18 protein-coding genes are annotated in these 19311 nt (G+C 71.5%); 11 read left to right on the top strand and 7 right to left on the bottom strand.

Annotated elements, in window-relative coordinates:
* Nucleotides 1-302 precede the first annotated feature (302 nt).
* The gene (gene cdgB, locus IH09_RS22710) at nt 303-1979 is read right to left on the bottom strand and encodes a diguanylate cyclase CdgB (protein ID WP_052859293.1); all 1677 of its coding nucleotides are present in this window, start codon (nt 1977-1979) and stop codon (nt 303-305) included.
* 300 nt (nt 1980-2279) lie between these two features.
* Here cdgB and IH09_RS22705 point away from each other — a divergent pair, with 300 nt between their 5' ends.
* Nucleotides 2280-2885 (top strand): flavin reductase family protein, encoded by a 606-nt coding sequence (locus IH09_RS22705; protein WP_110952515.1) that lies wholly within the window; start codon nt 2280-2282, stop codon nt 2883-2885.
* A 110-nt stretch (nt 2886-2995) separates the two neighbouring features.
* Here IH09_RS22705 and arfB read toward each other — a convergent pair whose 3' ends face one another.
* Nucleotides 2996-3424 carry an alternative ribosome rescue aminoacyl-tRNA hydrolase ArfB gene (arfB, locus tag IH09_RS22700; protein ID WP_052859292.1) on the bottom strand — a complete coding sequence of 143 codons (429 nt, stop codon included), beginning with the start codon at nt 3422-3424 and terminating at the stop codon, nt 2996-2998.
* Between the two features lie 154 nt (nt 3425-3578).
* Nucleotides 3579-4811: an amidohydrolase family protein gene (locus tag IH09_RS22695; protein WP_052859291.1), complete on the bottom strand. Its 1233-nt coding sequence runs from the start codon at nt 4809-4811 to the stop codon at nt 3579-3581.
* A 301-nt stretch (nt 4812-5112) separates the two neighbouring features.
* Between IH09_RS22695 and IH09_RS22690 the strand changes: the two genes are divergently transcribed.
* The 4 genes from IH09_RS22690 to IH09_RS22675 all read left to right on the top strand — a co-directional run bounded on the left by IH09_RS22690 (nt 5113) and on the right by IH09_RS22675 (nt 11187).
* Nucleotides 5113-8049 (top strand): AfsR/SARP family transcriptional regulator, encoded by a 2937-nt coding sequence (locus IH09_RS22690; protein WP_052859290.1) that lies wholly within the window; start codon nt 5113-5115, stop codon nt 8047-8049.
* Nucleotides 8050-8261: 212 nt separating this feature from the next.
* Nucleotides 8262-8474, top strand: a complete 213-nt coding sequence (locus IH09_RS22685; RefSeq protein ID WP_052859289.1) for a hypothetical protein — start codon at nt 8262-8264, stop codon at nt 8472-8474.
* Between the two features lie 296 nt (nt 8475-8770).
* Nucleotides 8771-10387, top strand: coding sequence for an AMP-binding protein (locus tag IH09_RS22680; protein WP_052859288.1), 1617 nt, complete (start codon nt 8771-8773; stop codon nt 10385-10387).
* A 206-nt stretch (nt 10388-10593) separates the two neighbouring features.
* Nucleotides 10594-11187, top strand: coding sequence for a TIGR03086 family metal-binding protein (locus IH09_RS22675; RefSeq protein ID WP_052859287.1), 594 nt, complete (start codon nt 10594-10596; stop codon nt 11185-11187).
* 170 nt (nt 11188-11357) lie between these two features.
* On the opposite strand, the gene IH09_RS22670 is transcribed toward IH09_RS22675, so the two are convergent.
* Entirely contained in the window at nt 11358-11570 is a 213-nt protein-coding gene (locus IH09_RS22670) for a DUF397 domain-containing protein (RefSeq protein ID WP_052859286.1), read from the bottom strand.
* Entirely contained in the window at nt 11567-12397 is an 831-nt protein-coding gene (locus IH09_RS22665) for a Scr1 family TA system antitoxin-like transcriptional regulator (protein WP_052859285.1), read from the bottom strand. The genes IH09_RS22670 and IH09_RS22665 overlap by 4 nt, the downstream gene beginning before the upstream one ends.
* 139 nt (nt 12398-12536) lie before the next feature.
* On the opposite strand from IH09_RS22665, the gene IH09_RS22660 reads away from it, so the two are divergent.
* From IH09_RS22660 to IH09_RS22645, 5 genes are all read left to right on the top strand, one after another.
* Nucleotides 12537-12791, top strand: a complete 255-nt coding sequence (locus IH09_RS22660; protein WP_052859284.1) for a hypothetical protein — start codon at nt 12537-12539, stop codon at nt 12789-12791.
* On the top strand, nt 12788-13453 hold the full coding sequence (locus tag IH09_RS40095) for a DUF7848 domain-containing protein (protein ID WP_240150539.1): 666 nt from the start codon (nt 12788-12790) through the stop codon (nt 13451-13453). The genes IH09_RS22660 and IH09_RS40095 overlap by 4 nt, the downstream gene beginning before the upstream one ends.
* Before the next feature lie 279 nt (nt 13454-13732).
* The gene (locus tag IH09_RS39240) at nt 13733-13894 is read left to right on the top strand and encodes a hypothetical protein (RefSeq protein ID WP_165484800.1); all 162 of its coding nucleotides are present in this window, start codon (nt 13733-13735) and stop codon (nt 13892-13894) included.
* Nucleotides 13895-14075: 181 nt separating this feature from the next.
* Nucleotides 14076-15530 (top strand): asparagine synthetase B family protein, encoded by a 1455-nt coding sequence (locus IH09_RS22650; RefSeq protein ID WP_242640894.1) that lies wholly within the window; start codon nt 14076-14078, stop codon nt 15528-15530.
* Between the two features lie 34 nt (nt 15531-15564).
* Nucleotides 15565-16080, top strand: a complete 516-nt coding sequence (locus IH09_RS22645; RefSeq protein WP_205379299.1) for a GNAT family N-acetyltransferase — start codon at nt 15565-15567, stop codon at nt 16078-16080.
* Nucleotides 16081-16297: 217 nt separating this feature from the next.
* Here IH09_RS22645 and IH09_RS22640 read toward each other — a convergent pair whose 3' ends face one another.
* Nucleotides 16298-16582, bottom strand: a complete 285-nt coding sequence (locus IH09_RS22640) for a GntR family transcriptional regulator (RefSeq protein WP_052859281.1) — start codon at nt 16580-16582, stop codon at nt 16298-16300.
* A gap of 547 nt (nt 16583-17129) precedes the next feature.
* Between IH09_RS22640 and IH09_RS22630 the strand changes: the two genes are divergently transcribed.
* On the top strand, nt 17130-17558 hold the full coding sequence (locus IH09_RS22630; RefSeq protein WP_052859279.1) for a hypothetical protein: 429 nt from the start codon (nt 17130-17132) through the stop codon (nt 17556-17558).
* A 67-nt stretch (nt 17559-17625) separates the two neighbouring features.
* Here the strand turns inward: IH09_RS22630 and IH09_RS22625 are convergent, their stop codons facing one another.
* On the bottom strand, nt 17626-19263 hold the full coding sequence (locus IH09_RS22625) for a FadD3 family acyl-CoA ligase (protein ID WP_052859278.1): 1638 nt from the start codon (nt 19261-19263) through the stop codon (nt 17626-17628).
* Nucleotides 19264-19311 lie beyond the last annotated feature (48 nt).

Raw genomic sequence — 19311 nt, 5'->3', positions numbered from 1 at the left:
TCTGTGCGCGCCTGTATGTGTGCGCGGGTATCCGCGCGTTCGCACATATCCGCGCGAACTGTCTTATCCGGACTCCCGGCGGCGCCGCGCCGCATCGGCGCAGCCTACCTCTTTCGGCTTTTCGGACGGCGCGCCGCAGCGGCCACAAGATCGCTACAGATCGGTGAACGGCTGGTAGGCCGGTACGGATTGCGGCGCGTGCGGCGGATGCGCGGGGTGAGGCATCGTACGACGGCCGCCCGCACCGCCGCGCTCCGGTCCACGGCGGCGCACCCGGGCCCCTGGCCGCGCACCCCCGCCGGTCAGCCCGCCGCCCGCCGGTTCCCCTTCGACCGGGAGCGCTTCTCGACGTACATCCGCTGGTCGGCCGAGGCCAGCACCTCCTCGGCGGTCATCCCGCAGCTCGCCCAGCCGATGCCGAAGCTGGCGCCCACCCTGACCGCCCGGCCGTCCACCCGGATCGGCGGCATGATGGCGCTCCGCAGCCGGACCGCGAGGTCCTCGGCGTCGGCCGTACCGAGGCCGTCGGCGAGCACCACGAACTCGTCGCCGCCGAGCCGGGCGACCGTATCGCCGTCCCGGACGCCGCTGGTCAGCCTGCGGGCGACCTCGATCAGCACCGCGTCGCCGGTGTGGTGTCCGAAGCGGTCGTTGATGGACTTGAAGCCGTCGAGATCGCAGAAGAGGACCGCGAGCCCCTTGGCCCCGTCGTCCGCGGGGCCCTCGGCCGGCGCCACGAGATGGACGTGGTGGTCGTACGGGACCGGGCTGGTGCCCTCGAAGCCTTCGAGCCCGTCGAACGGTTCGGGGCCGCCCGGCCGGAAGCTGCGCGGGTCGCTCGGGTCGGCGCAGGCCGCGGCCGAGGCGGCGAACGCCTCCGCAAGCGGGGTCGGCGGGCTGACGCACAGCCGGGCGCCGAGCCGGGCCCGCAGCTCGGCGCTGTTGGGCAGGCCGGTCAGCGAGTCGTGGCTGGCGCGGTGCGCGAGCTGAAGCTCGTGCCGCTTGCGCTCCTCGATGTCCTCGACGTGGGTGAGCAGGAACCGGGGCCCGTCGGTGGTGTCGGCGACGACGGAGTTGCGCAGCGAGACCCAGACGTAGGTGCCGTCCCGGCGGGCCAGCCGCAGCTCGGCCCGGCCGCCCTCGGCGGAGGTGCGCAGCAGGGTGCCGATGTCCTCGGGGTGGACGATGTCGGAGAAGGAGGAGCGGCGCAGCGCGGCGGCCGGGCGGCCCAGCAGCCGGCAGAGCGCGTCGTTGGTGCGCACGAGCCGGCCGTGGTCGTCACCGCCCATCTCGGCGACCGCCATCCCGCTCGGCGCGTACTCGAACGCCTGCCGGAAGCTCTCCTCGCTGGCGCGCAGGGCCTGCTGCTCGCGCTCCAGCCGGACCAGCGCGCGCTGCATATTGGCCCGCAACCGGGCGTTGCTGATCGCGATGGCGGCCTGGAAGGCGTACATCTGGAGGGCTTCCCGGCCCCAGGCGCCGGGGCGCCGGCCGTTGCGCGGCCGGTCGACGGAGATCACCCCGAGCAGTTCGCCGCCGCCGTTGGGCGCCACGTACAGGGGCGCGAAAAGGCGGTCCCTGGCGTGCCACTCGTCGGGGAACCGGGGCGCGGGCCCGTCGGTGTGCCACTGCGGGACATCGTCGTCATCCAGCATCCAGCCCTCGGTGTGCGGGATGAAGCACAGATCGCCCCACCGCTCCCCCATGGCCAGTCTGCGGTCCCAGGACGTCCGGGAGCCGACCCGCCCGGCCATCAGCGCCTCGGCGGCCGGGCTGCCGGCCACGGCGGCGACGACGAGATCGCCGTCCGGGCGGACCAGATTGACGGCGGCCAGCTCGAAGCCGAGCCCGCGGAGTACGCCGTCGGCGACCGTCTGCAAGGTGTCCGCGAGGCTACGTGCGGTGGCCAGCTCGGCGACCGCCTGGTGCAACTGCCGCAGGGCCGCAAGGCGGACGTATGGCTCCGACTCGGTCTCCATCGTTCGCTCCCCCTGAGACCTCGACAGCAACTCCAGGATTCTTTGTCGTCCGATTCCACGCTCACTGAATCACAGCGAGCTGCCCACTCGGTACACAGGGTCAACAATAACTGCACGCTGTGACTCAAGTCACAGACAGTGAGGGCCTGTTGACGCTCCCCGAGGGGGCCTCGGCGGGCGCGTTTCTCCACTTCCTGAACGCAAATCCGGGGCCCGCGCCGTCTCCGCCGTCAGACCTAGGGCACGGGTGGTCCCAAGGCCCGATGCGAGCCGGGGCCGGACGGCGTTAGCGTTCCTGGCGTGTTCACGAAAAACCCTGCCACCATCCCGGCCGCCGGCTCCGCCGCGCCCGTCGTCCGCCTCGCGCCCACGCCGGGCGGCGCGGCAATCCCGCATCCTGTGGGGGTGAGTGACGACGAGTTCCGCGCCGCCCTGTCCCGCCTCGCCGCCGGTGTGGTGCTGATCACCGCCCACGATCCGGACGACGGACCGCGCGGCGAGGACGTCGGCATGACCGCCACGGCGTTCGTCTCCGTCTCGCTGGATCCGCCGCTGGTGATGGTGAGCGTTCGCAACGACTCGCGGATGGACGACCTCCTGGCGCATCAGCCGCTCTGGGCCGTTTCGGTGCTGTCGGAGAACCAGCGTCACGTTGCCGGGCGATTCGCCATGAAGGGCCGCATCAGCGACCGACTCCTCTTCGCGGACATTCCTCATGTACGGGGAGAAGCGGCCGGCGCCCCGCTGATCGGCGGCGCGCTGGCGGTCCTGGAGTGCCGGACCGAGCAGCGGGTGGTGGCCGGCGATCACACCCTCGTCATCGGCCGGGTGCTGACCGCCTCGGCCCCGGGCGACGACGGCGGCCCGCTGACGTACTTCCGCGGGAAATACCGGCAGTTGGGCTGAGCGTTGCACGGTCGGGCCCGGCGGCGACGGGGGAGCCGCCGGGCCCGGCCGCGACCGGCAGTGCCCGGAGGGCGCCGCCGTCGCCGGTGGTGCCCCGGCGGCGGCCCGGCTCAGTCCCAGCCGCGGCCGGAGCGTCCGCGCTTGGTGTCGCCGCGCTGCTTCTTCTCGCGCAGCCGCCGCTCGTTGATACCGCGCGGTATCCGGGACTTGCGGCGCGCTTTGGGCGGCGGTGCGGTGGCCTCGGCGAGCAGCCCGGCCAGCCGGACGGCGGCGGTCTCGCGGTTGCGCCACTGGGAGCGGTGGTCGGAGGCCCGTACGGTCAGCACACCGTCGACCAGCCGCCCGGCCAGCCGCTCCAGGGCGCGCTCCTTCCACACCTCGGGCAGCGCCTGGGTGGCGGCGAGGTCGAAGCGCAGCTCCACCTGGCTGTCGCTGGTGTTGACGTGCTGGCCGCCCGGACCGGAGGAGCGCGAGAACCGCCAGCCGAGCTCGGCCTCCGGAAGGACGACCGAACCGCGGATGACATGGGGCCCGGACATGCCCCTATGATCCCGCCTGCGCGCGCCTCCCGTCACCCTCTTTCTTTTCGCGGGCTTCCCGGGTCCCCGGTGCCCGGCGGTCCGGCGGCGCGGGCGGGCGCCGGCACCGCCGTACGGTCGCCGCCCGCCCGCGCGTCCCTCGGCGCCGGCGCGCTCAGCCCCCGGCCGCCGCCCCCGCCCAGAGCCCCTCCCCGGTCAGCCCCAGCAGTTCGATCGCGTTGCCCCGGACGATCCGCTCGACGACATCCGCCGCCAGGTGGCCCATCTGGGCTTCGCCGACCTGCCGCGAGGCGGGCCAGGTGGAGTCGGAGTGGGGGTAGTCGGTCTCGTAGAGGACGTTGCCGGCGCCGATCGCGTCCAGGTTCTGCAGGCCGAAGGCGTCGTCGAAGAAGCAGCCGTAGACGTGGTCGGCGAAGAGTTCGGAGGGCGGGCGGAGCACCTTGTCGGCGACGCCGCCCCAGCCGCGGTTCTCCGACCAGACCACGTCCGCGCGCTCCAGGATGTACGGGATCCAGCCGATCTGCCCCTCGGCGTACATGATCTTCAGGTTCGGGAAGCGGTCGAACTTGCCGCTCATCAGCCAGTCGACCATCGAGAAGCAGCAGTTGGCGAAGGTGATCGTGGAGCCGACGGCGGGCGGTGCGTCGGCGGAGGTGGACGGCATCCTGCTGGACGAGCCGATGTGCATGGCGATGACGGTGCCGGTCTCGTCGCAGGCGCGCAGGAACGGGTCCCAGTCGTCGGTGTGGATGCTGGGCAGCCCCAGGTGCGGCGGGATCTCGCTGAAGCAGACCGCCCGGACGCCGCGGGCCGCGTTGCGCCGCACCTCCGCGGCGGCCAGTTCGGCGTCCCACAGCGGGACGAGGGTGAGCGGGATCAGCCGGCCGCCCGCCTGCGGCCCGCACCACTCCTCCACCATCCAGTCGTTGTACGCGCGCACCCCCAGCAGCCCCAGTTCGCGGTCCTTGGCCTCGGTGAAGGTCTGGCCGCAGAACCGCGGGAAGGTCGGGAAGCAGAGCGCGGACTGGACGTGGTTGACGTCCATGTCGGCCAGCCGCTCCGGGACGCTGTACGAACCGGGGCGCATCTGCTCATAGGTGATGCCTTCGAGCCTGACCTCGTCGCGGGAGTAGCCGACGGCGGTGTCGAGGCGGGTGAGCGGCCGGTGCAGATCCTCGTAGACCCACCAGTCGGCCAACGGCCCGTCATCACCCACAACGCCCATCTTCGGGGCGAATTTTCCGCCCACGAACGTCATGTCCGTCAGCGGCGCCCGGACGATCCGCGGACCGATGTCGTGGTACTTCGACGGGAGCCGGTCCCGCCAGACGTGAGGTGGCTCCACCGTGTGGTCGTCCACCGAGATGATCTTGGGGAAGCTCTCCATGTCCCACACGGTAGCGCCGATCTGACGACCCGTCAGTAGTGTGGGACGGCGCGAACGGCACACCGGGCGAGGGTCCGGGCCGGGGCGCGCGCGGGGCTCGTTGCCGTGCGGGGAGAGTGCGCAGGCCCGGCGGCCACACCACCCGCGCCCCTCCGCACGCCGACCGGACCGCGCCGTCAGCGGGCGGGGAGGCTTTGTGCACGCTCCGGATCCCTACTGACGTAAAAGCCGCTGACAAGGCAGACTGACCGATGCGAACGGCGCGAACAGTGCGAATGACCGGACAGGGCAGGAGGACACCATGGACGACGGTCCGGGACAGGGGCGGCTCCGCTTCACCGTGCTCGGTCCCGTGCGGGCCTGGCGCGGCGAGACGCCACTGGCGACGGGCTCCCCGCAGCAGCGCGCCCTGCTCGCCGCCCTGCTGCTGCGCGGCGGACGCACCGCCACCGCACCCGAACTCGTCGACGCCCTCTGGGGCGACGCACCGCCGCACGCCGCGCTCGCCGCCCTGCGCACCTACGCCTCCCGGCTCCGCAAGGCGCTGGGGGACGACGCCGCGGCCCTGGTCAGCGAGTCCGGCGGCTATGCGGTCCGGTCCGCGGACGGCCGCCCGCTGGACCTCGACCTCGACCAGGCCGAGCAGTACGCCGCCGAGGCGGAGAAGGCCAAGGCCGCCGGCGACCGCGGGCGCGCCCGCGCCCTCCTCGACGCCTCGCTCACCCTGTGGGACGGCGAACCGCTGGCCGGCCTCGCCGGTCCGTACGCCGACACCCAGCGCACCCGCCTCGACGAATGGCGGCTCTCCCTGGTGGAGACCCGCCTCGAACTCGACCTGGAGGTCGGCAGCCACGCCGAGGCCGTCTCCGAGCTGACCGCACTGACCGCCGCCCACCCGCTGCGCGAGCGGCTGCGGGAACTCCTCATGCTGGCGCTCTACCGCAGTGGCCGGCAGGCCGAGGCGCTCGCCGTCTACGCCGACACCCGGCGGCTGCTCGCCGACGAACTGGGCGTCGACCCCTGCGCCTCGCTCGCCGAGCTCCAGCACCGCATCCTGCGCGCGGACCCCGACCTGGACGCGCCGCCCGCCGTCAGCGACGGCCCGGACGCCGCCGACCACATCATCGTGCGCCCCCAGCAACTCCCCGCCACGGTCGCCGACTTCACCGGCCGGGACGCCTTCGTCGCGGAGCTCGGCGAACAGCTCGCCACCGCCGAGGGCAGCGTGATGGCGGTCTCGGCGCTCACCGGCATCGGCGGCGTCGGCAAGACGACCCTCGCCGTCCATGTCGCGCACGCGGCCCGCGAGCACTTCCCCGACGGTCAGCTCTACGTCGACCTCCAGGGCGCCGGCCACACCCCGTCCGAACCGGAGGCCGTCCTCGGCGCCTTCCTGCGCGCCCTGGGCACCGCCGACTCCTCCATCCCCGACGGCCTGGAGGAGCGCTCCGCCCTCTACCGCTCCACCCTCGCCGGACGCCGCGTGCTGGCTTTACTGGACAACGCACGGGACGCCGCGCAGATCCGCCCGCTGCTCCCCGGCGCGGAGGGCTGCGCCGCGCTGATCACCAGCCGCGCCCGGCTGATCGACCTGGCCGGCGCGCACCTCATCGACCTCGACGTGATGAGCCCCGAGGAGGCGCTGACCCTCTTCACCCGGATCGTCGGCAAGGAGCGCGTCACCTGCGAGCGGCAGGCCGCGATGGCCGTCGTCGGCGCCTGCGGCTTCCTCCCGCTGGCCATCCGCATCGCCGCCTCCCGGCTGGCCGCGCGCCGTACGTGGACGGTCTCCATCCTGGCCAGCAAGCTCGCCGACGAACGCCGCAGGCTGGACGAGCTGCGCGCCGGTGACCTCGCCGTCAAGGCCACCTTCGAGCTGGGTTACGGCCAGTTGGAGCCCCACCAGGCCCGCGCCTTCCGGCTGCTGGGCCTCGCCGACGGCCCGGACCTCTCGCTCGCCGCCGCGGCCGCCCTCCTCGACATGGACATCGAATCCGCCGAGGACCTCGTCGAATCCCTCGTCGACGCCAGCCTGCTGGAATCCGCCGCCCCCGGCCGCTACCGCTTCCACGACCTGGTCCGGCTCTACGCGCGTTCCTGCGCCGAACGGGACGAACACCCGCCGACGGAACGGGACGCGGCGCTGTCGCGGCTGCTGGACTTCTATCTGGCGACGGCGGCCCGCGTGTACCTGCTGGAACGCCCCGGCGACCGCCTCGTCGACCACATGGAGCCGACGAACTACCCGGGGCTCGACGTCACCGACCGGACCACGGCGCTGGAGTGGCTGTTCAGCGAGGCCGGGTGCCTGCTCTCCTGCGCCAAGCAGTCCCACACCAAGGGCGCCCTGCGCCGCGCGGCTGATCTGCTCATGCTCACCAAGGACCTCGCCGAGTCCGGCGCCTACGCCCTCCAGTACGAGCAGGCCAACATGTCCCTGCTCGCCGCGGCCCGGGAGCTGGACGACCAGCACGCGCAGGCGCGCATCCACACCGCGCTCACCTACGCCCGCACCCTGGCCGGCCGGCTGGACGAGGCCGACGAGAACGCCAAGCACGCCATGCTGCTCGGCGTCGCCACGAACGACCCCTTCTCCTCCTCGTACGCGCCCAACGACCGCGGCATCATCGCGGGCGAACAGGGGCGTCACGCGGACGCCGAGGAGTATCTCTGCCAGGCGCTCATCGCGTTCCGGGCGGACGACAACAAGCAGTCCGAGGCGAGCGCGCTGTGCAACCTCTCCCGCGTCCACCTCGACACCGGGCGCGTGGACAGCGCCATCCGGCTGGCCGAACAGGGCGTCGCCATATACCGGCAGATCGGCGCCACCCGGCGGCTCGCCAACGGCATGTACGCGCTGGGCGTGGCCTTCACGCTCGCCCAGCGCCTGACCGACGCGGCACAGCAGTTCAACGAGGCGCTGGTCATCTTCCGCGACAGCCGCCAGCGGTTCTGGGAAGGCATGACCTACTTCCGGCTGGCCGAGGTCGAGCTGGCCGCCCACCGCCCCGCGCAGGCCGCCAACCACGCCGAACAGGCCCTCGGCACGCTCCGGGTGACCGGCGGTGAACTGTGGCGCGCGAACGCGCTCACGGCGTTGGGCCGAGCCCTGAACGGCGTCGGGCACATCGGCCGCGCGCGGGTCTGCTGGCAGGAGGCCCTGGCCATCTACGAACGGCTCGGGTCGACGGAGAGCGCCAAGGTACAGCAGCTCCTCTCGGTCGTCTCCGCCGCATAACCGCAGGTCCCGCTCATAGTCGTCGGCGTTTATCGATCGTTCATCAACACCGGCCACTCTCTACGTACCCGATCCGCCGCCTCGGGGGGCAAGCGGCTCGGTGACGTGGCCCCACCGTATGGTGATCGGCCTTGATCCGCCCGTCCGGCGATCCTCGGGGGAGTTACCGGCCGGGCGGATCGTGTACCGCCCACATACAGGAGTTGATTGCATTGACCACCGAGAGCCAGACCCAGCCGCCGGCGAAGGACAAGGACATCCTCAAGCCGCTGGACAGCCACCGTCCGCTGATCGGCATGGACGCGATCATGCCTGACAGCCACCGGCCGGCACCCGCACCGACCCCGGTGCAGACTCCGGTGCAGGGTGACACCGTCATCGTCCCCAAGGACAGCCACCGGCCCATTGCCGACCCGAAGAACTGAGACTGCACCACCAGGTCACCGGTTCACCGGGCATTCCGGGGGGATCGCAGGGGCCGGTTTCGATGGCACGGAGGGGGGCCATCGAGACCGGCCCCTGTGGCATGTCCGGGGCCGTTCGCCCCTGAGGCCGCGGGGGCGGGGACCTCCGTACCCCTGGCCACCGGGCCGTCGGCTCCCGCCCCGGACTCCTGACGCCCCATCAGATTCGCTGCTACAGTCGCGCCGTCCGGCCCCGCCGGAGCCGCCCCGGGCCCGTCCCGCCCGGCTCCGCTCCTCTCGCAGCCAGGAGGCGCGCCGTGTTTGAGTCCGCTCGCATACAGACGCTCTGGGAACTGGTCGACTACCGGGCACGGGCCTCGTACGGGGCGCCGATGTTCTTCGACGGGGACGGGCGGCGCGTGACCTTCGACGAGGTCAGGGACGAGGCGCTGCGGGCCGCGGCCGGGTTCCGGGAGCTGGGGATCGGGGCCGGGACACGGGTGGCGTGGCAGCTGCCGACCCGGATCGAGACGGTGATCGCCTCGCTCGCGCTGGCCCGGCTCGGGGCCGTACAGATACCCGTCATCCCCCTCCACCGGGAGCGCGAGGTCGGCTTCATCCTCGCCGACTCTGCGGCGGAGTACCTGCTCGTACCGGGTCGGTGGCGGGGCTTCGACTACACCGCGATGGCACACGAGGTGGCCGGGGACGGTGTGCGGGTCATCTCGACGGCGGACGGGCTGCCGGCGGCCGGGGCGCGGGGTGGGGCGGGGGGCGGCCGGGAAGCGGATGGTGAAGGGGCGGCGGCCGGCGGGACGGGGATAAAGCACGGCGGTACCGGCGGGGGCCGCGGTGCCGACGCCACGGCCTGGATCTACTACACCTCCGGTACCACCGCCGTCCCCAAGGGCGTCGAGCACACCGACGCCGGTCTGATCGCCGGTGGCGTCGGGCTCGCCACCGCGCTGGGCATGGGTGCGCACGACATCGGCTCGATCGCCTTCCCGTACGCGCACATCGCCGGTCCGGACTACGTCATCGCCATGCTGGTCAGCGGGTTCCCGGCGGTCGTCCTGGACACCTTCCGGCCGGCGGAGGCGGCCGCGGTCTACCGCCGTCACGGGGTGACGATGGCCGGCGGCAGCACCGCGTTCTACCAGGCGTTCCTGGACGAGTCGCGCCGCCACCGGCGGGCGGACCCGGCGGCCGGCCGGCTGATTCCGTCGCTGCGGCTGCTGTCCGGCGGCGGGGCGCCGCTGCCGCCCGAGCTCTACGCGGCGGCCGGCCGGGAACTGGAGTGCGCGATCGTGCACGGGTACGGCATGACGGAGAGCCCGATGATCGCGATGGGCACTCCGTACGACAGCGACGAGCAGCTGTCGCGGACCGTGGGCAGGCCGGTGGCGGGCGCGCGGGTGCGGATCGCCCGGCCGGACGGGAGCGAGGCCGCGACCGGGGAGCCGGGCGAGGTGACGCTCAAGGGCACGATGCTCTTCCGTCGCTATACGGACCCGGCGCTGACCGCCGAGGCGTTCGACGCCGACGGCTACTTCCACACCGGCGACCTGGGCCTGCTCCGCCCCGACGGGCATCTCGTCCTCACCGGGCGCCTCAAGGACATCATCATCCGCAAGGGCGAGAACATCTCGGCGCAGGAGGTCGAAGAGCTGCTGCACACACACCCGGCGGTGGCGGAGGCGGCGGTGATCGGGCTGCCGGACCGGGAGCGCGGTGAGCGGGTCTGCGCGGTGGTCACGCTCACCGACCCGGCGGCCCCGGCGCCGACCCTGGCCACGCTGACGGCCCATCTCCGGGCGGCCGGACTGATGACGCAGAAGCTGCCGGAGCAGTTGGAGGTCACCGACGCCCTGCCGCGCGGCGGCCCGCTGCACAAGGTCCTCAAGGCGGCGCTCCGGGAGCGGTACGGGCGGTAGGCGGGCCGTACCGAGGGTGAGTGGGGTCGTACGCGGGCCGTACGCACCTCGAAGGGGCCGTGCGCGCGGCCATCGGGCCGGGACCGGGTCCGGGTGGTGTGGAGCGGTGGCGGTGTGGCGGTGAGTTCCGGGCGCCGTGGGGGGCTTCACTGGGGACAGGCCGGCAGGGACGGACGGCCCCGGCGGGACGGAAGGAAGCACGGACCATGACCGAGACCATCGACTTCACGGCACAGACCCGGCTGGTGGCACGGCTCGCGGCGCGCATCGGCGACGGGGAGCTGGAGGCGCCCACGCCGTGCGAGAGGTACCGCGTACGCCATCTGCTGGGGCATCTCATCGGTCTCACCACCGCCTTCCGGGACGCGGCGTGGAAGAACCTCGGGCCGACGACGGACACCAGCCCCACCGCGGCACTGCCGGACGTACCCGCCGACTGGCGCGGCGTACTGGACCGCAACCTCGCCGAACTGGCGGCGGCCTGGCACTCCCCCGCCGCCTGGCAGGGCGAGACCCGGGCGGGCGGGGTCGATCTGCCCGGCGCCATCGCGGGCCGGGTCGCACTCAACGAACTCGTGCTGCACGGCTGGGACCTCGCCCGCGCCACGGGGCAGCCGTACGCGCCCGACGCGGCGAGCCTCGGCGTGTCGTACGCGCTGCTCGCACCGTCGGCCGACGATCCGGGGCGCGGCCCCCTGTTCGGCCCGGCCGTCCCCGTGCCGGACGACGCACCGCTCCTCGACCGCGTGGTGGCCCTCAGCGGCCGCCACCCGTCCTGGACGCCCCCGCAGCCGGGGTAGCGCGTGGGGGGCGGGGGCCGCGGCCGGCGCCCGCGTCAGGACCAACGTGGCGGAGCGTGAGGCATTGCAGGTCAGCCGGTACGGCGCGGGATTCGCGCCGTAAGCCGGCATGATAACGGCCCCCGCCGCGTGGCGAGGGCCGGTCACTCGGGGGCCTGTAGGGGCGCGGGTCACCCGTGGTGCTTGGCGAGCTCCACAAGACCGGCGAACCCCTCACCGGTCAGGGCCACGTGCGGGCCGTCCGGGTCCTTGCTGTCGCGGACCAGGAACTCACCCGTTGCGCGTGCGTGGTCGGGAGCCCATTCGATGCACTGTCCCTCGTCGCCGCCGCTGTAGGTGCTCTTGATCCACCGCACGGGCTGAGGGCCGGGCGTGCTGCTCATCTGGCGTGATCCTCCATGATCTTGCGAATCAGGGTCTGCGACTCTTCCTCGGACAGCGCTGCCATCCGAAGCCGATCGAACTTGCTGACGGCTGCCGCCACCACACTAGGGGTGTCTTCCACTTGACCACCATGGGTGGGCGTCTCGGTGTAGACCGCGTGGGGCGCGTCCTTCAACGAGAGCAGCGTAAACGGCAGATGGCTGGGCGCGGCACCCGCTTCGTACGGAAGCACTTGTAGCGTGACGTGGGGTGGGGCCGCCTGCGCGGCCAGGTGCTCAAGCTGCCTGATCATGACGGACCGCCCACCCACGCACGTACGCAGGACGGCTTCATGGATCACGACCCACAAGAGTAGGGGCGCGTCGCGCTCCAGGACCTCCTGCCGCCTTATGCGTCGCTCCACGCGCTCATTGATCTGGTCGTCTGTCTCGCGCGGGTGGGCGGCGCGGAAGACGGCTTTCGCGTATTCCGGAGTCTGCAACAGACCCATGAGGAACGTGCACGAGTAGTCCGTGATCCCGCTCGCGGACTCTTCAAGGGTGATGTACGGCACGAACCAATCGGGGTATCCGTGCTTGCTCAACTTGGCGCGGAGGCGGGCGTACACGCCGGGCGTGCCGGCCACCCGATCCATGGCTTCCGCGAAGGCTGCGGACGCGAGCACGGTTCCGTTCTCGACCTTGCTCACCTGTGCCTGCTGATAGTGCAGCTTGTCCGCGAACTTCTCCTGTGACAGCCCCAGGGCCTCCCGCAGCGCCTTTGTCTCCTCACCGAAGTACGCGGCACCGTTCGCGGGTTCCCGTGCCTGGTCAGCTCCCTCGCTCACGCGTTCAACTCCCCGCTATTCCTGCTGCGTTGGCATGGCTCCAGACCTGTTGAGCGTACGCACTCCGAGGCCACTCTGTGAGCGGAAGGTCACGCAGAGCATGTGAGACGGGTATCCATCAGCGTACGGAGTGGCACACATGGCGACGGCAGGCAGGCAGCAGACGGCCACGGACAAGGTCAGAGACGCTGAGCGGGCGCGCGACGAGCTGCGCAACGCGCTCAAGGCGGCGGGGGTGAAACTGCCGTCCCTCGGGCTCGACGTCGCTTCCTGCTCGGGGTCTGACCCGCTCGCGCTGATCGACTTGGGGCGCTGCAACGTGGCGACGGCTCGCGCGCTCGCCGCCGTGCTCCGGCCCACCGGGGACGCGCGCCGACAGGGGGCGGGGGCATGACCCGGCGCGTGTTTCGCTACGTCCCGTTCACCATCGAGCAGGACCAGACGGCGGAAACGGAGTACGAAGCGCGCTGCGTATCCGGCGACGAATCGGAGTGCGGCGCGCAGTCCGGCACGCACAGCGGCCCGCGTCCGGTCGAGGAGTGGCAGCGCGCACACGCAGGAGACCGGACACCGGCGGTACCGCCGGAACTTCGGCGACTACGCGGTCATGCGGCCCCCGGCGGAGCCGGGCGCGCTGCTGGGGGCGGACAGGGGTATGGCGTGATGTTCTCCCCGGCTGTTGAGCACTCGTGGCGTGATGCGTGGCCCCTGGTCGCGCAGACGAGCGACGGTAACGCATGGGAGAAGGGGGTGTGTTGGCTGTACTGCCGCCGTGAGGGCGTGGCCGTGCTGTGGGTCGGCTCTGTGGCCACGCCCGGCGCGACGGGGGACGTTTACGCCTGTGGCGCGTGTATCGCGGAGCTTGACCACATGGTGCGCGCCCAGGCGCACGGGCAGGACGGGTACGGCGACCGCGCCGCGCAGTCCGCCACGCTCGCTGTTCCTGCCCACGTGCCGCCGCGCGCGCTGCCTGCGGGCGTTTCCGGCGGTCGTCACCGGGCACCCCGTCGCAAGCGTGACCCGTACCCCGCCCTGCCGCTCGGGGCGGCGCGATGACCAAGACCAAGACGTGTGAGCACAGGCAGACCGAGAAGCGCGACGGCAAAATCTACTGCCGCGCCTGTAAGCGACAGCTCTACCTGTGAAGACTCCAGGCCCTGCCGGGGATGACCTGTCAAGTGGTTCTCCCGCACACCCCCTGGCAAGGGAGCGGGCACCACCCGAAGACTCCCGCCCCGGTTGCTGCAAGAGGACAGCCGGTTGCCGGGGTGGGTCGCAAGTGCACAGCGATGCCGGGACGGTCCCGGCATCGGCGGAGCTGAAGGAGGTAAAGGGGTGGAGGAGTTCAAGCCCCCGCCGAAGCGCGTTCGCCGCTTCGAGAAGTTGTTCATGACCAAGGCGCAACGGCGGGTGCAGTCACCGGCTGAGACGCACGAGTACAAGAAGGTTTCGGGTTCGTCGGACGGTGCCAAGACGTACGACACCACCGCCACCTGAACCGTTCGGCCTTAACGCCCGAGGGGACGGATCCGCCGTTCCCTCGGGCTCACCCGAAGGGAGAGCACGCGTGATCAAGTTACGCCTCACTCCATATGCGAGCACCGTATGGGCGTGGAACGGGCGCAGGTACGTCACTGCCGACGGGACGAGCGAGATCGCTCCATATGATCACCCCTTGGTGGAACATGTCGCTGTCACAGACGGCAGCCGCACACTTCTCGTGGTGCGTGAGCGCGTCGCGGGCCGGGAAGCGCCTGATCCGGCGCCCCGCGATGTCACCCCTGGTGAGTTCGAGGAGGCTCGCACTCTGGCGGAGCAGTGGCCCACGGACTACGTACTCGTAGAAACCGCCCCTGGTGACCCGTGCCGTGTCGTCGCCGGCCCCGGAGGGGTCGCGCCGCTCTACGTCGCGCACGACCGTACGAGCCTGTATGGGTCGTGGGACATGGCTGATCTTGCCGGGCACGCCGATGGCCTCAGCTCCCGTGAAGTCGCGCGGCTGCTGATCTACCGGCCCCGGTACAGCACCGAGACGGTGTTCCGGGGCATTCACCGCGTGACCGAGCGTGCGACCGCTATCTACGGCGGTCATCTCTACCTGCACTACCCCGAGCCGGTATTGCATAGCGGGCCGCGCGAACTGGCCCCTGATGCCGACGTTCTCGGGGCGTTCGTGGAAGCGATGGATGACACCCTTGGCCTCCGGCCGATAGACCGCGTGGAGACGGTGTTGCACCTCACGGGCGGGTTTGACTCCGGCACCGTGGGGACCCGCCTCGCCGAGCGGTACCCGGGTCGCTTCCCAACGGCCGCTCTCCTGATCGCGGGCCCGGGGCGCGCCCACCAGATTCGCCGACGCTCGGAGATCATCAAGGCGCTGCCGTTCGCGGAGTCGGATCACCTGATCGACGCCCTGGAGCACGCGCCGTTGTCGCCGGGGTGCGCCCGGGTCAAGGGCGAGAAGATCAGCCCGTACGAGGAGCCTCTCCACAGGCCGTTCACCAAGCTGACCGAGGTCCTGGCCGACCGTGGTGCTCGTGTGGTGGTGACCGGGCTTGGCGGAGACGAAATGGTGGCCCTGTCGCAGGCCGAGTATCCGCACAAGTCCATGGGCGAGATCAGCGACGGCCTGCCCTGGATCGGAGACCGAGCGCGCGCCGCACTGGAGTTCGCCGACGACGGCATTGCCCCGCCTGCTGCCGTCAACTCGATGACCTTGCTCTCTCTGGAGACCACGGCGCCGGTACTCATGCGGGCAGGTATCTGGCCCGTGCACCCGTTCGCCAACCCGGGCATGGTCCAACTCGGCGAATGGCTGCCCATGCACTGGCGTGAGCTGAAGCAGCTTCAACGGCGACGGCTGGTCTCCCTCGGGCTGAGCCCGGACGTCACCGAATCCCGAGAGCGGGAGTCGTTCGCGGAAGTCGTTCAGCACTCGCTCACCACCATCGCGCGCCCTCTGTTCGCCAAGATGCTCCATGACGGCTCGCCGCTCTTCGACGAGAGGCTGGTGGACCCCGATGGTCTTCGGATGGCTGTCCGTCGACTGGCCGAAGGGCCGTACCGCGAGGACGGAGACGCGCAGTTGCTCGAAGTCCTGGACCTCCACTTCGCCGCTCAGTCCTTCCTGTAATCCCTTCCAGACATCCGGAGACAGCGTGTTCGCCATGCGCCCGGCCACGGCCGACGACATTCCCGCAGTTGAAGAAATGATCCTCGCCCGCTCCAACTGGCTGGAGGAACATGGGCTTCCGAGCTGGCGTGAAAACGCGGCCGAACTCGCGCGGCAGGCGAAGAATCCCGATGGTGACGTGTGGGTCCTCGCATCGGACGACGGGCGAATCATCGGGTACACCACCGTTCAGGAACAGACCCCCCCGTGGGGCTGGACAGAAGGAGAGTTGAACGAGTCGGCTCATTACCTGTACTCGACAGTCACGGACCCCGCTTACCGGGACAAGAAGCCGGGAACCGTGATGGGTCTGTGGGCGGTGGACCGGGCAGCACAGGAAGGGCGCACATGGGTTCGCCGTGGCTGCCACTTTCCCGAACTGGTGAGGTACAACGAGACCCAAGGTTTCAAGCTGGTGCACGAAGTACAGCGCACGCACACCAAGGTCTATCTCATGGGCCGACGGGCCGAACGCGTCACTGACATGGAGGAGAGGTTCCGGGCGCTTTAGAGGGCCTGACCCAAAACCCGGCACGTAGCGCTTGATCTCGAAGCGTTCCCCCGCAGAATGATGCGACGCCTACTGGGCGAGTTCCCGTCGTCCGGCTGTATGTGGCTGCACGTCGGCCCCGACGGGCAACGCCTCACCTGGGCATGACCAAAAGCTGACACCCCATGCTGCCCCGCCTGTCCGTCGTTCCCCCGTGGCGGATGGGCGGGGCTTCCTGCTATGCGCCATCGCCCGCGCTGCCGGGCTGGTCGGGGGCGGAAACGAACGCGCCGCGCTGGGGGACGACGAACACAGTTCCCTCGTCGGCGAGCACACGGACGGCTTTCCGGGCGGTCATGCGGGCGACGCCGAATTCGTCGGCAAGGCGCTGCTCGCCCGGCAAGGGACGCATCGGTTGCCAGTCGCCGCGCTTGATGCGGGCGCGCAGTACCCCGGCGATCTGCACGTATACCGGCACTGGCCCGCCGTGGACGATTTCGTCATCCGGCCCGTAGTCGCTCATACGTCAGAGGGTAGGGCGCTAGGTTCCAGCTTGCTCGCCCCTCTACGTACACTCCCCGGGCTATACGACTAGAGACCACTGGTATAGCTTCGTCTACAAGAAGGCCCCGGCAACGACGGGCAAGGTCGTCACCGGGGCGGAGCCCATCAGCTATTACGGAGCTGACGAACATGGCCGACCTTATCGCGCGCACTCTCGCGTGCTTGTGCTCGCTGCTGTTGCCCACTCGCCGGAAACACCGTGCCGCCCTCGCGCCGGAACCGGCGCCCGCTCCGTCTCCCCGGCTCCGGAGCACGCTGCCGGAGCACAAGAGCCCGTACGCACGCGAGGCGGCCGAACGGCGCCCGTTCACAGACATCATCAGCCCGGTTCGCCCGTACGTGCTCGCCGAACCTCGCAAGCGTCCGGACAGCCCGGAACGGCGGGCGCAGGCGGAACGGCGTTGGGCGCTGGAGATGGCGGAACGCGGTATTGACGTGGGGCCGAGTGTGATTCACGGGGTGCACGTCGGCGCCGGTACGCGCACGGTCCGGGTGGTGGTGGGAGCGTGAGCGCCGTTGTCTGCTGTCGCTGCGAGCGGCTGACCCTCGCCCCTGTTGCGGTGCGCTACGTCGAGCGGGCGAGCGGCCCCGGGTGGACGCTGTATGCCTGCCCCGATTGCGCGCCCCTCCTCGCCTCCGGCCCCCTGCCCACCGAGACTGCCCCGCTTCCGCAGTGCGTCGCCCTGTTCGGCGGGCAGCCGGTCGGCGAGGGCGCGCTCGACGGTGTGCACGGCGCGGGCGGGGTCGGGCTCGGCGAAGTCTGCGGCGGCCATGCCGCGCGGCTTGGCGTGGTGGGCGGCGAGGTAGGCCGGCAGTTCGGCGCGCAGCGCGTACAGGGTGTCGACGACGGTTTCGCGGCGCGGATGCGGGCGCTCGCGGCGGAGACGGGACTGACGGACGGACGCATCACCATCCCCCAACCCCGTCTCCGTTAACGGGACTTGGGGGCGCGATTCGAGGAACGGGATCGGGCACCGGACTTGAGTCCCCTCGCCATCGCGGTCAGGCGGCTCCAGTCCCCCACCGAACCTCCCGCAACCGGGACTTGAGGACCTTGCCGCTCGCGTTGCGCGGCAGGGCGGTGATGAACTCGACCTCCCGCGGGACCTTGTAGTTGGCCATTTCGCGGCGGGACCAGGCGATCAGGTCCTCGGCGGTCAGGGACGAGCGGGCGCGCCGGACGGCGTACGCCTTGCCGACCTCGCCGAGGCGGGGGTCGGGTATGCCGACGACGGCGACCTCGGCGATGTCCGGGTGGCGGCCGAGGAGTTGCTCTATTTCGGCCGGGTAGGCGTTGAAGCCGCCGACGATGAACATGTCCTTGATGCGGTCGGTGATCCGGAGGTTGCCGGCCGGGTCGAGGACGCCGACGTCGCCGGTGCGCAGCCAGCCGTCGGCGGTGCGGGCGCGGGCGGTGCCGGCCGGGTCCTCGAAGTAGCCGGACATCACGTGGTAGCCGCGGACCAGCACCTCACCGGGGGCGCCGGCCGGCAGGGCGCGGCCCCCGGCGTCGGCGACCCGGATCTCGGTGCCGGGCAGGGCCCGGCCCGCGGTCGCGGCGATCACGTCGGGCGGATCGCCGCGGCGGCACATCGTGACGACGCCGGAGCTCTCCGACAGGCCGTACGCCGTGAGGACGGTGGAGATCTTCAGTTCGCCGCGGAGCCGCTCGACCAGTTCCAGGGGGACGACGGAGGCGCCGGTGACCACCAGGCGCAGCGCCGAGAGGTCGTGCCGGTCGCGGGCGGGGTGGTCGAGGATCTGCTGGAGGAGGGCGGGCGGTCCGGGGAGGACGGAGATCCGCTCGGCGGCGATGTTGGCGAGCGCCGTCGCCACGCTGAAGACCGGCTGCGGGATCATCGTCGCGCCGTGCAGCAGGCAGGCGAGGATCCCGGCTTTGTAGCCGAAGGTGTGGAAGAACGGGTTGACGATCAGATAGCGGTCGCCCTCTTGGAGGCCGGCCAGCTCGCTCCACACGCCGTAGGCGCGGAGCGTCTGCGCGTGGGTGATCACGGCGCCCTTGGGGTGGCCGGTGGTGCCGGAGGTGAAGATGATGTCCGAGGGTGCGTCGGGGCGCAGTGCGTCGGCGCGGGCGCGGACCATCGCGGCGGGCACCGCCTCACCGGCGGCGAGGAAGTCCCGCCAGGTGGTGAAGTCGGCGGGGGCGTCGTCGGCGAGCACCACGACCCGCTCCAGATGCGGCAGACCGGGCAACGGACCACCGCCCGCGCCCTCCTGGGCGGCGCGGCGCAGCGAGGCGACGTAGGAGGTGCCGAGGAAGGTGCCGGTGACGAAGAGGACTCTGGCGCGGGTGCGGCGCAGGACGTAGGCGGCCTCGGCGCCCTTGAAACGGGTGTTGACGGGGACGAGGACGGCACCGGCCGTCACCGCGCCGAGGGCGCAGACGATCCAGTCGAGGGTGTTGGGCGCCCAGACGGCGACGCGGTCGCCGGGCAGCACGCCGGAGGCGATACAGGCGGCCGCCGCCCGCTCCACCCGCTCGCCGAGCTCCGCGTACGAGAGGCGGACACGGCCGTCGGCCACCGCCTCCCGCGGGCCGTACCGCTCCGCGGCCGCGCGCACCAGCAGGGGGATGGAGCCGTACTCCAGGTCCGCCCGCGCTTCCGGTTCCTCGCGCATCGCACTACCTCCCGCGAAAGAGCTGACTACCCGTCAGATTAACGGTAG

Origin of the sequence: Streptomyces celluloflavus (assembly GCA_000720995.1) — a bacterium.
GTDB classification, from domain to species: domain Bacteria; phylum Actinomycetota; class Actinomycetes; order Streptomycetales; family Streptomycetaceae; genus Streptomyces; species Streptomyces celluloflavus.
The sequence above is the reverse complement of the archived record's forward strand: the minus strand, read 5'-3'. Positions and strand labels throughout refer to the sequence as shown.

Coding starts and splice junctions, on each gene's coding strand:
- cdgB (WP_052859293.1), bottom strand. CDS start 1,979: ATGGAGACCGAGTCGGAGCCATACGTCCGCCTTGCGGCCCTGCGGCAG.
- arfB (WP_052859292.1), bottom strand. CDS start 3,424: ATGTCCGGGCCCCATGTCATCCGCGGTTCGGTCGTCCTTCCGGAGGCC.
- IH09_RS22695 (WP_052859291.1), bottom strand. CDS start 4,811: ATGGAGAGCTTCCCCAAGATCATCTCGGTGGACGACCACACGGTGGAG.
- IH09_RS22690 (WP_052859290.1), top strand. CDS start 5,113: ATGGACGACGGTCCGGGACAGGGGCGGCTCCGCTTCACCGTGCTCGGT.
- IH09_RS22675 (WP_052859287.1), top strand. CDS start 10,594: ATGACCGAGACCATCGACTTCACGGCACAGACCCGGCTGGTGGCACGG.
- IH09_RS22670 (WP_052859286.1), bottom strand. CDS start 11,570: ATGAGCAGCACGCCCGGCCCTCAGCCCGTGCGGTGGATCAAGAGCACC.
- IH09_RS22660 (WP_052859284.1), top strand. CDS start 12,537: ATGGCGACGGCAGGCAGGCAGCAGACGGCCACGGACAAGGTCAGAGAC.
- IH09_RS40095 (WP_240150539.1), top strand. CDS start 12,788: ATGACCCGGCGCGTGTTTCGCTACGTCCCGTTCACCATCGAGCAGGAC.
- IH09_RS22645 (WP_205379299.1), top strand. CDS start 15,565: ATGCGCCCGGCCACGGCCGACGACATTCCCGCAGTTGAAGAAATGATC.
- IH09_RS22640 (WP_052859281.1), bottom strand. CDS start 16,582: ATGAGCGACTACGGGCCGGATGACGAAATCGTCCACGGCGGGCCAGTG.
- IH09_RS22625 (WP_052859278.1), bottom strand. CDS start 19,263: ATGCGCGAGGAACCGGAAGCGCGGGCGGACCTGGAGTACGGCTCCATC.